Origin of the sequence: Kribbella sp. NPDC049174 (assembly GCF_043197365.1) — a bacterium.
Lineage (GTDB): Bacteria > Actinomycetota > Actinomycetes > Propionibacteriales > Kribbellaceae > Kribbella.
The window spans coordinates 341,414-357,196 of record NZ_JBICSZ010000002.1 but is presented as its reverse complement, the minus strand read 5'-3'; the positions used below and the strand labels follow the sequence as shown (position 1 = coordinate 357,196).

At 67.8% G+C, this 15,783-nt stretch carries 13 protein-coding genes; 11 read left to right on the top strand and 2 right to left on the bottom strand.

What is annotated here, in order from left to right:
* The first annotated feature begins 4 nt into the window (after positions 1 to 4).
* Complete coding sequence (locus tag ACGFIF_RS12220) at positions 5 to 979, top strand: DUF2891 family protein (protein WP_393154294.1); 975 nt, start codon at positions 5 to 7, stop codon at positions 977 to 979.
* Here ACGFIF_RS12220 and ACGFIF_RS12215 read toward each other — a convergent pair.
* Both ACGFIF_RS12215 and ACGFIF_RS12210 read right to left on the bottom strand, forming a co-directional pair.
* On the bottom strand, positions 924 to 2,711 hold the full coding sequence (locus tag ACGFIF_RS12215; protein ID WP_393154293.1) for an ABC transporter ATP-binding protein: 1,788 nt from the start codon (positions 2,709 to 2,711) through the stop codon (positions 924 to 926). The genes ACGFIF_RS12220 and ACGFIF_RS12215 overlap by 56 nt on opposite strands.
* Positions 2,708 to 4,357 carry an ABC transporter transmembrane domain-containing protein gene (locus tag ACGFIF_RS12210; RefSeq protein ID WP_393154292.1) on the bottom strand — a complete coding sequence of 550 codons (1,650 nt, stop codon included), beginning with the start codon at positions 4,355 to 4,357 and terminating at the stop codon, positions 2,708 to 2,710. Before ACGFIF_RS12210 ends, ACGFIF_RS12215 begins: the two co-directional genes overlap by 4 nt.
* A gap of 146 nt (positions 4,358 to 4,503) precedes the next feature.
* Between ACGFIF_RS12210 and ACGFIF_RS12205 the strand changes: the two genes are divergently transcribed.
* The 10 genes from ACGFIF_RS12205 (at position 4,504) to ACGFIF_RS12160 (ending at position 15,715) form a co-directional block, all read left to right on the top strand.
* A complete protein-coding gene (locus ACGFIF_RS12205; protein ID WP_393154291.1) occupies positions 4,504 to 5,700 on the top strand; it encodes an ROK family transcriptional regulator in 1,197 nt (398 codons plus the stop codon).
* Positions 5,701 to 5,709: 9 nt separating this feature from the next.
* Positions 5,710 to 7,038, top strand: coding sequence for an ABC transporter substrate-binding protein (locus tag ACGFIF_RS12200; protein ID WP_393154290.1), 1,329 nt, complete (start codon positions 5,710 to 5,712; stop codon positions 7,036 to 7,038).
* Positions 7,035 to 8,015 (top strand): carbohydrate ABC transporter permease, encoded by a 981-nt coding sequence (locus tag ACGFIF_RS12195; RefSeq protein WP_393154289.1) that lies wholly within the window; start codon positions 7,035 to 7,037, stop codon positions 8,013 to 8,015. Before ACGFIF_RS12200 ends, ACGFIF_RS12195 begins: the two co-directional genes overlap by 4 nt.
* Positions 8,016 to 8,024: 9 nt before the next feature.
* Complete coding sequence (locus tag ACGFIF_RS12190) at positions 8,025 to 8,909, top strand: carbohydrate ABC transporter permease (protein WP_393154288.1); 885 nt, start codon at positions 8,025 to 8,027, stop codon at positions 8,907 to 8,909.
* Positions 8,906 to 10,159 (top strand): 6-phospho-beta-glucosidase, encoded by a 1,254-nt coding sequence (locus ACGFIF_RS12185; protein ID WP_393154287.1) that lies wholly within the window; start codon positions 8,906 to 8,908, stop codon positions 10,157 to 10,159. The genes ACGFIF_RS12190 and ACGFIF_RS12185 overlap by 4 nt, the downstream gene beginning before the upstream one ends.
* On the top strand, positions 10,147 to 11,154 hold the full coding sequence (locus ACGFIF_RS12180) for an N-acetylglucosamine kinase (protein ID WP_393154286.1): 1,008 nt from the start codon (positions 10,147 to 10,149) through the stop codon (positions 11,152 to 11,154). Before ACGFIF_RS12185 ends, ACGFIF_RS12180 begins: the two co-directional genes overlap by 13 nt.
* Positions 11,155 to 11,201: 47 nt before the next feature.
* Positions 11,202 to 11,732 (top strand): hypothetical protein, encoded by a 531-nt coding sequence (locus tag ACGFIF_RS12175; protein WP_393154285.1) that lies wholly within the window; start codon positions 11,202 to 11,204, stop codon positions 11,730 to 11,732.
* A gap of 319 nt (positions 11,733 to 12,051) precedes the next feature.
* Positions 12,052 to 13,536 carry a GntP family permease gene (locus tag ACGFIF_RS12170; RefSeq protein ID WP_393154284.1) on the top strand — a complete coding sequence of 495 codons (1,485 nt, stop codon included), beginning with the start codon at positions 12,052 to 12,054 and terminating at the stop codon, positions 13,534 to 13,536.
* Between the two features lie 26 nt (positions 13,537 to 13,562).
* Positions 13,563 to 14,813 carry a CaiB/BaiF CoA transferase family protein gene (locus ACGFIF_RS12165; RefSeq protein WP_393154283.1) on the top strand — a complete coding sequence of 417 codons (1,251 nt, stop codon included), beginning with the start codon at positions 13,563 to 13,565 and terminating at the stop codon, positions 14,811 to 14,813.
* Positions 14,810 to 15,715, top strand: a complete 906-nt coding sequence (locus ACGFIF_RS12160; RefSeq protein WP_393154282.1) for a hypothetical protein — start codon at positions 14,810 to 14,812, stop codon at positions 15,713 to 15,715. Before ACGFIF_RS12165 ends, ACGFIF_RS12160 begins: the two co-directional genes overlap by 4 nt.
* Positions 15,716 to 15,783: the final 68 nt, after the last annotated feature.

The following is a 15,783-nucleotide window of genomic DNA, read 5'->3' as shown; positions in this document are numbered from 1 at the left end:
CCTCATGAAGTACGCCGCCGGCTGGGCCGAGATCGCCTGTGAGGTGCTCGAAACCCCTTACCCGTACGGCGCCGCGCACGCATCGCTCGACCCGGACGACGTGGACGTGACCCCGGAACGGTTGCATCCTGCCTTCCACGGCTCGTACGACTGGCACTCCAGCGCACACATGCAGTGGTCCCTGGTCCGGTTGCTCACCCTGGCACCGGACCAGGTCGGCGGGCGCCCGATCGAGGTCCTCGAACGACGGCTGACCGCCGAGGCGATCGCGACCGAGGCGGCGTACCTGCGCGATCGGCCGTCGTACGAACGCCCGTACGGCTGGGCGTGGGCGGCGATGCTGGTCGCGGCGGCACAGAACGCCAAGTTGCCCAAGGCAAGCAATCTGGCCCCGCTGGGTGACGTGATCGCCGAGCTCGTCCTCGGCTGGTTGCCGCGTCAGGCCTACCCGGTCCGGCACGGCGCCCACCCGAACAGCGCCTTCGCCCTCGCACTGCTCCTCGAGGCGTACGACGATCTCGGCCGGACCGACGTGGTTGACGCGATCCGCGGCCGGGCGATCGAGTGGTTCGGCCAGGACACGGCGTACGACACGCGGTTCGAGCCGTCCGGCACCGACTTCCTCTCGCCGGCGCTGACCGAGGCGGAACTGATGCGCCGCGTCCTGCCGGAGGACGAGTACAAGACCTGGCTGACCGCCTTCCTCCCCGGCCTCGGCACCGACGCACACCAGCAACTGCTCGAGGTGCCGACGACCGACGACTCCGGCGACGGCCAACTGGCGCACCTGTCCGGTCTGGCGCTCTCACGTGCCTGGCAGCTCCGCACGATCGCGCCGACGCTCCCAGACGTTGCCGACGTACTACGAGCCGGTGCCGACCGTCAGGTCGAGGCTGTCCTGCCTACAGTGACCGAAGGCGACTTCATGTCGACGCACTGGCTGGTCTCGTTCGCTCTGCTGGCGACACTGGCTGACTAGTACCCGTCCAGCTGTGCCACAGCTGGGCATACCGGCCACCGTCGGCCAGCAACGACTTGTGCGTGCCTGACTCGACCACGCGCGCGTGATCCAGTACGACGATCCGGTCCGCCTGCTGGGCCTGCGTCAACCGGTGTGCCACCACCAACGTCGTACGCCCCTCCGTAGCGGCAACACTGGCTCGCTCTAGCTCGCGCGCACCAGCACTACCCGCTTCGGCCGTCGCCTCATCCAGTACGGCGATCGGCGGGTCCGCAAGCACCAGCCGGGCAAAAGCGACCTGCTGTGCCTGCGCACCCGTCAACTGATGCCCACTCTCTCCGACAACCGTGTCCACACCATCTGGTAGCGCATGCACCCAGGCCAGTGCACCGACCCGGCACAGCGCGTTGGCCACCTCGGAGTCATCAGCGTCGGGCCGAGCCAGTCGCACATCGTCCACCAGGGGACCCGAGAACACATGCACCTCCTGACTTAGGAGAGCAACCTGCGCACGGGTTCTGTCCTCACCCAGCGCACGCACATCCACTCCGCCGAGCCTGACTACACCATCTGTCGGCATGAGCACCCCGGCCGCAATCGCAGCCAACGTCGTCTTCCCGGCACCCGAAGCACCTACCAGTGCGACCCGCTCACCGGGCTCGAGCCGCAGCGACACCTCGTCCAGCACCCGTGGTCCGTCGTACGCGTGACCGATGTTCACCAGCTCCAGCGACGCGTCGGCCGGGGCAGGACCCGCAGGTGGCTCTTCAACCGGTGGAATCTCCAGTACGCCGGCCAACCGGGCCAGCCCTGCGGACGCGGTCTGGATCTGGTCGAACTCCATCAGCACGATGTTGACCGGGTTGAACAGCCGATGGAAGTACAGCGCGGCCGCAGTCACCGCACCGATGCTCACCGCGTCGTCACGGACCAGGAAGAACCCGGTCACCAGGATCGCGGTCAGCCCGGTGAACTCGGCGTGGTTGATCCGGGCCGAGAAGAAGCTGAACAGCTTGAAGACATGGATGGAGATGTCCCGGGCGACCCCGGACGTTGCCGCGATCTTCTCCACCTGCCGGTCCTCCAACCCGTAGGCCCGGACTGTCGCGCTGCCCCGCAGCGACGCGATGATCGCCTCGGACCGCTCGCCCATCGCGACCCGCTCCTGGCGGTAGTACGGCGCCGATCGCCGCAGGTACCAGCGCAGCGCCAGCAGGTACATCGGGACCGCCAGCAGCCCGGCCAGACCGAGCCGCCAATCGAGCGCGAACATCCCGCCCACCGTGAGCACGATCGTCAACGCCGCTCCCAGCACGGATGGCCCGACCTCGGTCAGCGCCGCTGCGACCGATGCCACGTCGTCACCCACGCGGGAGAGGAGATCCCCGGTCCGCACCTTCTCCAGCACCGGCGCGGGCAACTGCAGCACCCGGTCGAGGACCTGCTCCCGGATCCGCGCCAGCACCGTCTCACCGACCCGCGCGACCAACGTGACCCCGACCGCGGTCAGGACTCCGGACACGACCGCGGCGCCACCGATCAACACCACCACGCGGACGATCGCCGACCGATCGCCACCGTCGGCGATGTCGTCCACGAGCACACCGAGCGCCCACGGCGCGACCAGTCCGGCCGCGCTCGCCCCGGTGATCACCACCGCGGCGATCGTCGACAACCCGGGCAGCCGCCGGATCTCTTGCCACAACACGGCCCAGGTCGCCCGCGGCCCAGCCACCGGAAGCAGACTCATCGCAGCACCGCTTCCTGGTAGGCCGTGTCCTCGGCAGCGAGCTCCGCATGGATGCCCTCAGCAACCACCTGGCCGTCCGACACCACGATCACCCGGTGCATCTTGCCGAGCAGGGCCGGACTACTGGTGAGCACCAACGTCGTCAGCCCGTCCCGCACCTCGGCAAGGCCTTCGGCCAGCAGCTCCTCGGTGACCGCATCCACCGCCGTACTCGGGTCGTGCAACACCAGCAGAGGTGGCTCCGCCAGCAACGCCCGAGCGAGTCCGAGTCGCTGGCGTTGGCCGCCCGACAGTGACCGGTCGGCCAGCGGACGGTCGAGCTCGTCGATCAGGTCTGCAGCTCCTGCAGCCGTCATCACGCGCTCCATCGACGGCGACTCGACCAGCAGGTTGCTCCGCAGCGTCCCCTCGAACAGGTCCGTGTCGTGCTGCTCCAGCAGGACAGTCCGTCGTACGGCGTCGATGTCGAGCTCCTCGATCGCCGTACCACCCACGAGCAGCTGACCGGTGTGTTCGGGGGCACGGCCGGCCACAACAGTCAGCAACGCGTCGGCATCGCGTGGGTCGTAGCAGAGCACGCCCACGAGCTCTCCAGGTCGGAGTGTGAGATCCACTGCGGACAAGGACTTGTAGGACACGTCCACCAGTTCCAGCAGCGGCTTCGACGGGTCCACCGTCGTGGCCGAACCAGTGGCGATCAGAGGTGGCGACGACAGCACAGACGCCAACCGGCTGGCCGACGCACGCGCCATCGCCGCTACCTGGCTCGCGTACCCGAGCGTGCCCACCGGCTCCGCGACGAACTGCGCCAAGCCGACCACGGTGATCAGCTCACCGATGGTGATCCGGTCGGTCAACGCGAACCACCCGGACACACCAGCAACGGCTGCCAGCAGCAATCCGCTCAGTGCAGTGGTCACACCGTCCTGCAGCCCGTTCGTGTTGGCCGCACGCAGAGTCGCCTGCAGTGTGTCCTGACTGGACCGTCGATAGCGCGCTGCCGCGTTGTGCTGCGCTCCAATCCCCCGCAACGTCCGCAGCCCACCCACCAGGTCGGTTGCGAGTGCAGTGGTCGTAGCCACTGCCTCCTGCTGACTCGACGTACGACGGGTCAACAGCGGCGACAACGCCTGAATCCCCAGCACCAGCACCGGTACGCCGATCAGCACACCAAGCACGAGTGGTACGTCGACCAGCAGCAGCGACACCGACGACACCACCAGCGCCGTCGACGCGGCCACCCCGATCGAGACGGACCGCATCACCAGTGCGGCCTTCTCGGCGTCGGACGTCGCGATCGACAGCAACTCACCGGACCGCAGCCCGGTGCGATGCCTGCGAGGATCCAGGACCCGCTGGGCGATCTCAAGCCGCAGCGCGTGGGTCTCATACTCGATCGCGCGCACCACCTGACGTGCGCCGGTCTTCCACGCGTTCGACAGCACCGCGAACAGCACGACCATCATCAGCACGCACCAGAGCAACGGCTGTACGTCGCCGCTCGCCACCGCCCGGTCCACGAAGATGCCGATCGCCACCGGCACCGCCGCCTCGGTCGCCTGGTGCAACGACAACACCACGACGCCGACGATCATCCGGCCGCGGTGCCGCCGGACGGCCCGCCACAACAGTTCCCCGCTCGACATAGTTAGGCAACCCTAACTCGCGCGGATCCGTTGACACCCGCGCCAGTCCCGCCGTACGGTCTCGCATCAATAGGAAACTTTCCTAACAGTTGATCACACGAGCGCGGCACCGCGACGGACAGCGTGAAGGGAGGCAGGGTTAGCTCATGGCTATAACATCTGGGACACCCGGTACACCCCGCCTGCTCCGCGCGATGAACGACCGCGCCGCCCTGGACCTGCTGCTCGCCCAGGGCCCGCTGTCCCGCACCACCCTCGGCAACCTCACCGGCCTGTCCAAGCCGACCGCGTCCCAGCTGCTCGCGCGGCTGGAGGCGGCCGGCCTGGTCCGCGCCAGCGGCACCTCCGCCGGCCGTCCCGGCCCGAACGCGCAGTTGTACGAGATCAACGGCGGCGTCGCGTACGTCGCCGGCCTCGACGTCACGCCGGCCCGGATCCGCTCGGCCGTGGCCGACCTGACCGGCAAGGTGGTCGGCAGCTACGAGCTGCCCACGCCGGGCCGCAGCGCCAAGGGCACGGTCGAGCGGGTGATCAAGGCGATCGACGGCGCCGTCGGAGAGGCCGGTCTGACCCGCGGCCGGTTGTACCGCGTCTCGATCGGCACCCCGGGCGGTTTCGACCCGACCACCGGCCGGCTGCGGTACGCCACGCACCTGCCCGGCTGGCACTCCCCTCACCTGCTCGAGGAGCTGGCCGCCGCGATCACCGTACCGCTGGAGGTCGAGAACGACGTCAACTTCGCCGCCATCGCTGAGCAGCGAGTCGGTCACGCCAAGGACAGCGACAACTTCGTCCTGCTCTGGGGCGAGGAAGGCATCGGCGCCGCGGTCGTCATCAACGGCCGCCTGCACCGCGGCGCCACCGGCGGCGCCGGCGAGGTCGCCTTCCTGCCGCTTCCCGGTACGCCGCTCGTCCGCAACGTCAGCCGGAACAACGCCGGCGGTTTCCAGGAACTGGCCGGCGGCGAACCGGTTCTCCGACTGGCCCGCGAACACGGCCTCAAGGCCCGTACGGCGGAAGCCGCCATCGCGACCGCGTTGCAGACCGAGGGTGCCGGCGACGCCGTACTGGCCGAGTTCGCGCACCGGCTGGCCGTCGGGCTGGCCGCGATCGTCGCGGTCGTCGACCCCGAGCTGATCGTGCTCGCAGGCGGCGTCATCACCGCCGGTGGCGATCGCCTGCGCGGACTCGTCCAGGACGAATTGGCCGAGCTCGCCGTACCGCGACCACGCCTGTTGCTGACTGCGATCCACGAGGACCCGGTCCTCGCCGGCGCCCTGCAGTCCGCCCTGACCACCACCCGAGACGAAGTCTTCGACACCGCAGGTCCACCCATCCCCTAGGAGTAATGGATGCCAAGCATCAGCCGCGCCTTACTGGCCACCGCAGCCGTCGCACTACTTGCGACCGCCTGTACCGGTACGTCGACCGCACCGCAGGCCAGTGACGACGCGACCAAGGACGTCACGATCACCTTCTGGCACGGCTGGAGCGCGCCGAGCGAGGTGGCCGCGATCAACGCGAACATCAAGGCGTTCGAGGCGCAGCATCCGAACATCCACGTGAAGGCCGTCGGCAACATCAACGACGACAAGGTCAAACAGGCACTGCGCGCGGGCGGACCGAACGCGCCGGACGTGGTGTCGTCGTTCACCACCGACAACGTCGGCACGTTCTGCGCGTCGAACGTGTTCACGGACCTGAAGCCGTTCCTGGACAAGTCCGGCGTCGACCTGGACAAGACGTTCCCGAAGGCGTTGCAGGACTACACCCAGTTCGAGGGCAAGCGGTGCACGCTGCCGCTGCTGAACGACGCGTACGGCCTGTACTACAACAAGGACGCGTTCAAGGCCGCCGGGATCACCGCGCCGCCGAAGACACTGTCCGAGTTCGACGCGGCCGCGAAGAAGCTCACCAAGGTCAAGGGCGACTCGTACAGTCAGCTCGGGTTCATGCCGAACTTCCACGGCTACGAGTCGACCACCACCCACTTCGCCGCGCAGTGGAACGCCACGTATTTCACCGCCGACGGCAAGTCGAACCTGGCCGCCGACCCGGCATTCGCCAAGATGCTGACCTGGCAGAAGAACCTCGTCGGCTCCCTCGGCGGGTTCGCCAAGCTGGAGAAGTATCGGGCCACCTTCGGGGACGAGTGGGGCGCGAAGAACCCGTTCCACACCGGCCAGGTCGCGATGGCGATCGACGGCGAGTGGCGGCTCGGGATGGCTCGCGAAGCGGGGGCGAAGTTCGACATCGGGGTCGCGCCGTTCCCCGTCCCGGACGACCAGGCCGACAGCTACGGCAAGGGCTACCTGTCCGGCACCATCATCGGCATCCCGAGCACCAGCCAGAAGCAGAACGCCGCCTGGGAGCTGGTCAAGTACATGACCACCGACACCGACGCCGTGGTCAGCTTCGCGAACGCGATCCACAACGTGCCGTCCACTCTCGACGCGCTCAAGTCGCCCAAGCTGGACGCCGACCCGAGTTTCCGCACCTTCCTCGAGATCGCCCAGCACCCGAAAAGCAGCACCACCCCGGCCAGCCCGAACGGCGGCGCCTACCAGCTCACGCTGCAGGACTTCGGCTTCGCCCACGAGTCCGGGAAGGCGACCGACCTGGCCGCCGGACTGGCCACGACCGACCAGCAGATCGACAAGGACCTGGCACAGGCCAAATGACGTCGACGGCAACCATCACCACCGGCCGTCGGCGTGCGATCGATCCTGGTCTGCGCCGCAAACGCCGCCGGGAAACCCTGCGCAACCTGGCCTTCCTGTCCCCCTGGCTGATCGGCGTCAGCGTCTTCTTCCTCTACCCGCTGATCTCCACCGTCTACTTCAGTTTCATGCGGTACGACGGTTTCACCGCGCCGACGTGGACCGGCGTGAAGAACTGGCAGTACGTCTTCACCGACTACCCGTTCTTCTGGCCGGCCCTGCGGAACACACTGTGGCTCGTCGTCGTGATGGTCGCCCTCCGGGTGATCTTCGGGCTCGGCATCGGTCTGCTGATCACCAAGGTCAAGACCGGCGCCGGGTTCTTCCGGACCGCGTTCTACCTGCCCTACCTGGCTCCGCCGGTGGCCGCGACGATGGCGTTCGCGTTCCTGCTCAACCCGGGCACCGGGCCGGTGAACAGCATCCTCGGCAGTATCGGGTTGCCGCAGCCGGGCTGGTTCAACGATCCGGCCTGGTCCAAGCCGGCGCTGACCATGCTGGCGTTGTGGGGTATCGGCGACCTGATGGTGATCTTCATGGCGTCGCTGCTCGACGTACCGCAGGAACAGTACGAGGCCGCGTCTCTCGACGGAGCGGGCCCCTGGCAACGGTTCCGGTACGTGACGCTACCGAACATCTCGCCGATCGTGTTGTTCGCGGTCGTCACCGGCGTGATCCAGACGATGCAGTACTACACCCAGCCACTCGTCGCCGGGAAGGTGGCGAGTGGGGTGATCGGGGGCTCCGGGCAACAGTTCGAGCCGGGCTATCCGGACAAGTCGACGCTGACACTGCCGCAACTCGTGTATCACCTCGGCTTCCAGCGGTTCGACACCGGCGGGGCGTGCGTGATCGCGCTGGTGCTGTTCGCGCTGGCGATGGTGTTCACCGCATTGCTGATGCGCCGCGGCAGCGGCTTCCTGGCCACCAACGACTGAGAGGCGGCAATGACTCTTTCGATCACAGCTGCCCCGATCCGACTCACCGCGGCCGGCCGGGCGGCACGCCGTACCAAGGCGCTGGAATGGATCGGGGTGCACTCACTGGCGATCGCGGCGGCGTTGTTCTTCGTGCTGCCGTTCGTGTTCGTCTTTCTCACCGCGGTGATGAGTGATCAGCAGGCCCTCACCCGCGACCTGTGGCCGAACAGTTGGCACTGGGAGAACCTCCGGACAGTGTGGGAGACACCGGGCTTCCTGACCTGGTGGAAGAACACGCTCATCTATGCCGGTCTGGGTACGGCGCTGACGCTGCTGTCCAGCATCCCGGTCGCGTACGCGCTGGCGCGGTTCAAGTTCCGCGGCCGGAACCTCGCGTTGATGCTGGTCATCGCCACGATGATGCTGCCGCCACAGGTGGTGATCGTGCCGATGTACCTGCTCTGGGCCAAGCAGCTGCATTTGTCCGGAACGTTGTGGCCACTGATCATCCCGATGGCGTTCACCGACGCGTTCTCGGTGTTCCTGTTGCGGCAGTTCCTGCTGACCATTCCGAAGGACTATGTTGACGCGGCCAAAGTGGACGGCTGCGGCGACTTCAAGGCGCTGGTCCGGATCGTCCTGCCGATGGCGAAACCGGCCATCGCCGCGGTCGCGCTGTTCCAGTTCTTCTACTGCTGGAACGACTACTTCGGACCACAGATCTACGCCAGCGAGAACCCGGCGGCCTGGACGCTCAGCTACGGCCTGGAGTCGTTCAAGGGCGCCCACCACACCAACTGGAACCTCACCATGGCGGCCACGCTGCTGGTGCTGGCGCCGGTGATCATTCTCTTCTTCTTCGCTCAGAAGGCCTTCATCGAAGGCGTCACACTGACAGGGGTCAAAGGGTGAAACTAACAGTCGTAGGCGGCGGATCCACCTACACTCCCGAACTCGTCGACGGCTTCGCCCGGTTGCACGACACGTTGCCGGTGACCGAACTCGTCCTGGTCGACCCGGCCACTGATCGGCTCGAACTGGTTGGCGGGCTGGCTCGCCGGATCTTCGCCAGGCAAGGGCATCCCGGCCGGGTCGTCACGACGTCGGATGTCGACGCGGGGATCGATGGTGCCGACGCCGTACTGCTGCAACTGCGGGTCGGTGGGCAGGCCGCGCGCAACGAGGACGAGACGTGGCCGCTGGAGTGCGGTTGCGTTGGACAAGAGACGACGGGTGCGGGCGGGCTCGCCAAGGCGTTGCGAACTGTTCCTGTCGTGTTGGACATTGCCGAGCGGGTACGACGTACCAACCCGGACGCGTGGATCATCGACTTCACCAATCCAGTCGGGATCGTGACGCGGGCACTGCTGTCGCAGGGGCACAAGGCGGTGGGGTTGTGCAATGTGGCGATCGGGTTCCAGCGGCGGTTCGCACAGTTGCTGGGGGTTGCGCCGGAGCAGGTGGAGTTGGACCACGTCGGGCTCAACCACCTCACGTGGGAGCGCGCCGTACGCGTTGATGGCGAGGACATGCTGCCGAAGCTGCTCGCTGATCATCTTGGGGAGCTTGCTTCCGACTGGTTTCCGGCCGAGTTGCTGCTGCGGTTGGGCGTCGTACCGTCGTACTACCTGCGCTATTTCTATGCGCACGACGAGGTTGTGAAGGAGTTGCTGTCGAAGCCGTCGCGGGCGGCTGAGGTGGCTGCGCTCGAGAAGCAGTTGCTGGACATGTACGCCGATCCGTTGCTGGACGAGAAGCCTGCATTGCTCGAGCAACGTGGGGGAGCCTACTACTCCGAGGCCGCGGTCGCGCTGGCGTCGTCGCTGCTGAACAACACCGGCGATGTGCAGGTGGTGAACACGCTCAACAACGGGACGTTGCCGTTCCTGCCGGACGACGCAGTGATTGAGGTGCCGGCGGCCGTTGGTGCTGACGGTGCCCGGCCGGTTGACGTTCGTGCGGTCGAGCCTTTGTACAGCGGTTTGATCAGCCATGTCACGGCGTACGAACAGCTGGCGTTGGACGCCGCTTTACACGGTGGCGCCGAGCGTGTCTTCAACGCCTTGCTGGCCCATCCGCTGGTCGGCCAGATCTCGTTGGCGCGTGAGCTGACCGACAAGTTGCTGGCTCACAACGCGGCGTACCTGCCGTGGGCGCAGTGATGATCCCGGGCGGCGTACTCGCCTTCGACGCCGGCAACAGCAAGACGGACGTCGCCCTGGTCGCCGCCGACGGATCAGTCCTCGGTACTGCGCGCGGCGGCGGATTCGAGCCGCAGAACATCGGAGCCGCCGCGGCAGTCGCCGGACTCGAACCACTCGTGATCGCGGCCGCGGCGTCGGCCGGGCTGCAGGTTGGCGACGTACCGCTGGTGCAGCAGGTGTCCGCGTGCCTGGCGAACGCGGACCTGCGGATCGAGGAGGAATGGCTGGCGGCTGCCTTCGAGTCTTATGGCTGGGGTGAGTCGGTGTACGTCACCAACGACACGTTCGCGTTGTTGCGTGCAGGGGTGGACGAGCCGCGTGGAGTGGCTGTCGTCTGTGGAGCCGGGATCAACTGTGCGGGGTTGTTGCCGGACGGGCGGACAGCTCGGTTTCCGGCCCTGGGCAAGCTGTCCGGGGATTGGGGCGGTGGGCAACAACTCGCCGAGGAGGCGATCTGGGCAGCCGCCCGAGCGGACGACGGCCGAGGTCCGGCGACCGCGTTGGTCACGGCGCTGACGGCTCACTACGGCGTCCCCTCTTTCGCCGCCCTGCTGGAAGGCTTCCACTTCGGAGACATCCCTTCGCCGCGGAAGCTGGAGGCGGCCCCGGTCCTGTTTCACGTCGCCGCCGGCGGTGACGCGGTAGCGACTGCCATCGTCCGGTACCAGGCCGAGGAAATCGTGGCAATGGCAACAGTCGCCCTCCGCCAACTCGACCTCCTCGACGACCCAGTGCCAGTGGTGCTCGGCGGCGGGGTCTTGACCGCCGGGCATCCGCTGCTGGTCGAGACCGTCGCACACCTGCTGTCCGAGGCCGCCCCCAAGGCAATCCCACGCGTCATCGACGTACCACCGGTCGTCGGCGCCGCGCTGCTGGGGCTGGATCACACAGCTGCATCGCCGTCGGCTCAGGCGGCGTTGCGGGCCGCTTTTGCATCGCCCTCGGCTGCCTGACGGCGCACTGCTTGAAAGCGGGTTTGTAGTGGTGTAATCATGATTACATGAGTACGAAGACTGAGGTTGAGCGGGTGCGGGGCTGGTTGACCGGGCGGCTGCCGGCGGAGTGGTTCGAGGGTGAGCCGGAGCTGACGATCGACCGGGACGAGATTCTGATCGTCGGGCGGATCGCGGCGCCGGAGCAGAAGGGTGACGTGAGCGCGGCCGAGCGGTCCGCCGCCGAGGAAGGCCGGATCAAGCAGTACCGGGAGGACACCCGGGAGCGCCGGATCGGGATCGCGCGCGAGCTCGAGCATGCGACCCGGCGCAAGGTCGCTTGGGGCGTGCAGTGCGGCGACACCCGGACGATCTTCACGTCGTTGTCCGCCCCGGTGATGACGCGCCTGCGCCAGCCGGAGCGCCAGGTCCTCGACACCCTGGTCGACGCCGGCGTGGCTCGCTCCCGCAGCGACGCCCTCGGCTGGTGCGTGAAACTCGTCGCCCAGCACAGCGAAACCTGGCTCACCGACCTCCGCGAAGCCATGACCAAGGTAGAAACCGTCCGCCAAGCCGGCCCCGACAAATCCACCGACTAACCCGCGCCGCACACCCCGCGGAACCCCTCACCACCCACCGCGCCGCGCGCTGCGCCAGCGCCCCACCCCCGCGGGCAGCGCGCTCGCGCGCCACGGGAGTCCTCACAGCTCACGCCTGAGAACGCCTGCAGCTGAGATCTTGGTCACGCCTTGTTACGGCCGTCGCACCCTCTGGGAGCGGCGGCCGTAGTCGTTGCTTCTGAACTTTTAATGTGTGTAGCCGCGTCGACATCTTGCCTACTTCGTGGGTCTATGTTCACATTGTGAGTAGCCAAGTCCCTGCCCTGTCCCCAGCTGCCTGTTCGAAGGACTTCCGCTCATGACTTCTGACGTCGGAGTACTGATCAACACCGCGATCGCGATCCTCGCGATCGTGGTTCTCATCGTCCGGTTCCGGGTGAACCCGGTGATCTCTCTCGTGGTCGGCTCGCTGTATCTCGGCCTGGTCAGCAAACTCGGCCTCGACAAGACCGTCGAGACCATCACCCAAGGATTCGGCGACATCATGGCCGAGGTCGGCCTGCTGATCGCCTTCGGTGTGCTGATGGGCTCGATCCTGCAGGAGCTCGGCGCGATCGAACGCCTGGTCAAACACCTGCTCAGCCTGTTCGGCCCGAAACGGCTGCCGTACTCGATGGCCCTGACCATCGCGACCCTGCTGCAGTCGATCTACCTCGACGTACTGCTGGTGATCTCGGCCCCGCTGGCCCGCTCGGCGGCGAAGCGGATCGGCCCGCTCGGCAACGCCCGGATGGCGACCGCGCTGGCGATCGGCCTGGAATGCGGCATCGTCTTGATGGTCCCCGGCGTCGGCGCGCTGGCCTTGTCCGCGCTGCTGCACGTCCCGCTCGGCAAGATGCTGGTGTGGGGTCTGGTGCTGATCATCCCGACCGTGATCATCGCCATCGCGATCATGACGTTCCTGTTCCGCCGCGGCTTCTGGAAGCCCGAGTTCGACGAGCAGGCTGTCATCGGCGAGACGGTCGTGGTCGAGGCCGACGAGAAGGAAGCCGTCACGGTTGCCGCGAGCACCGGCTCCGCCACGAGCACTCAGGCACCCCGCCGTACCGGAACCAGTGGATCGGCCGGTAGCGCTGGATCCGCCGGCGGCGCTGGTGACGCCACTGGCAGCATCGACGACGAGCGCGGTACGACGCGGCAGCCGCCGCTGATCGTGTTGTTCGTTCCGCTGCTGGCTGCGCTGCTGCTGATCGGTTTCGGCGCGATCGCCGAGGCCGCCGACTGGGAGAACAAGGTCGTCGGACTGATCTCCGACCCGGTGGTCGCGCTGCTGGTCGGCCTGGTCGGCACCTGCCTGATCGGCCGGTCCGCGATGGGCCAGCCGCGAGTGGAGAAGGCGATCGCCCGCGGGTTCAAGGAGAGCGGCCAGATCCTCATCCTCACCGCGGTCGGCGGTTCGCTCGCGGCGGTGGTCGCGGCCGGCGGACTCGGCGACATCCTGCGCGGCTACTTCAGCGCGAACACGGTCGCACCGCTGCTGCTGGTCTGGGTGATGGCCGCCGCCCTGCACGTCGCCGTCGGCTCGGTCACCATCTCCGCGATCACCGCCGCCGGCATCCTGGCGCCGATCGCCCCGGCCCTCGGGCTCGATCCGGTTCTGATCGCGTTGGCGGCCGGCTCCGGTTCGCTGTTCGCCGTACACGTCACCAGCAACACCTTCTGGCTGCTGCAGGCACTGATGGGCCAGACCACCCGCGGCACGCTGAAGAGCTGCACGATCGGCGTCTCCGTAGCCTCGGTGGTCGCGATCATCCTGCTGATGCCGATCAGCCTGCTGTTCTGATCCACCAACCTCTGGAGAGCACTGATATGACCAAGAGCGAGTCGCCGGCGCCACTGGCCGGTGTCCGGGTCCTCGAGCTCGGCAACTACATCGCCGCGCCCACCGCGGGCCGCCTGCTGGCGGACTTCGGCGCCGAGGTGATCAAGGTCGAACGGCCCGGCACCGGTGACGAACTGCGCAACTGGCGGTTGTACGCCGGGACCACCTCGCTGCTCTACCGGACGATCAACCGGAACAAGAAGTCGATCGAGCTGGACCTGCGCAGCGAGTTCGGCCGCCGTACGGTGATCGATCTGGTCCGGCAGTGCGACGTCGTGCTGGAGAACTTCCGGCCCGGCACGCTCGAGGCCTGGGGGATCGGCCCCGAGGTACTGAGCGAGGCCAACCCCGAACTGGTGCTGACCCGGATCTCCGCGTTCGGGCAGACCGGGCCGATGTCGGACCGGCCAGGCTTCGCGGCGGTCGCCGAGGCGCACGGCGGCTTCCGCGAACTGGTCGGCCATCCGGACCGGCCGCCGGCCCGGGTCGGGATCTCCATCGGCGACTCGATCGCCGGGCTGTACGCGGGCTTCGGCTCGGTGATGGCGCTGTTCCAGCGCGACGTACGCCGTACCACCGGTCTGCCGCCGGCGCCGCTCGCCGAGCGGGTGATCGACGTCGCCCTGAACGAGTCGATGCTGTCGATGATGGAGTCGCTGATTCCGGACTACGAGGCGTACGACGTACTGCGCGAACGGATCGGCGGGCGGATGGAAGGGATCGCACCCTCGAACGCCTACCTGTGCCAGGACGGCGACAGCATCATCGTGGCCGGGAACGGCGACCGGATCTTCCAGCGGCTGATGACGCTGATCGGCCGCACGGATCTCGCGAACGATCCCGACCTGCGCTCGAACGCGGGCCGCTGGGCGCGGCGGGACGAGCTGGACGAGGCGATCGGTGCCTGGACTGCCGGGCGTACGGCGTCCGCGGCGATCGATGAGCTGGAGCGGGCCGGTGTCCCGTGCGGACCGATCTACACCGCGCGGGAGATCAGCCAGGACGAGCAGTACGCCGCTCGCGCCATGATCCAGCGCTTCGACGTCTCGAACGGCGCCGAGATGCTGAAGCAGGTCGGCTTCCCGGGCGTCGTACCGGTGATCGGCGGGCAGTCACTGCCGATCCGCAGCCTCGGGCCGGAGCTGGGCGAGCACACCGAGCAGGTGCTCGGCGGACTGCTCGGCCTCACCGCGGCCGACATCCAGCGCGGCGTACACGATCTGGAGGAGGCGTCATGACGGTGGCGCTGCGGGATGTGACGTTGCGGGATGGGCTGCAGCTCACCGGCAAACCGTTGCCTACGGCCCGTAAGGTGGAGATCGTCAGATCCCTGCTGTCGTTGGGGGTTCCGGCCCTCGAGATCGGCTCGATGGCGCGCCCCGACCTGGTGCCGGCGATGGCCGACACGCTCGACGTGATCCGTGCGTTGACTCCGGAGGAACTGAAGAAGTGCTGGATCTGGGTCGCGACGCCACGGCATGTATCGCGGGCGGCGGAGGCCGGGGCGCGGAACTTCCAGTACTGCCTGTCGGCCTCGGACAAACACAACCAGGCGAACATCGGTCGCTCCACCGCCGACAGCCTGGCCGCGCTACCTGCGGCGGTGGACCTGGCGAGTGACGTTTCGGGCGAGGTCCAGTTGTGCATCGCGACCGCGTTCACCTGCCCGTTCGAGGGGGAAGTGCCGGTCGAGCGGGTGCTGGACATCGTCCTCGATCCGCGGACCGACGGGACGAGTGACGTCGTACTGTGCGACACCCTCGGCCAGGCGATCCCGCGGCAGGTCTACGACCTCGTCGGCCGTACGGCGCAGATCGACGACCGGCCGGTCGTGTACCACGGGCACGACACGTGGGGGCTCGGTGTGGCGAACAGTCTGGCTGCGATCGACGCGGGTGCAACGACTGTGGACGGGTCGCTCGGCGGGCTTGGTGGTTGCCCGTTCGCGCCGGGTGCGGCCGGGAACACGGCGACCGAGGACCTGGTGTTCGCGCTCCGGCCGGACTGGCTGACGCCGGCCAAGTTCAGCAAGCTCGTCCAGCTGGCGGGCGGTCTGCTGGCCGACCTCGGCGAGCCGAACCGCTCCCGCTCCGCCGAAGGCGCCCAAGCCAGCACCACAACCTTCCCCTGGGCCTCATGATCATCTCCCCCACCCGGTCCCCGGCCCGGCCTCCTCTCCCGGGCCGGGGGACCCCTCCCTGCATCACC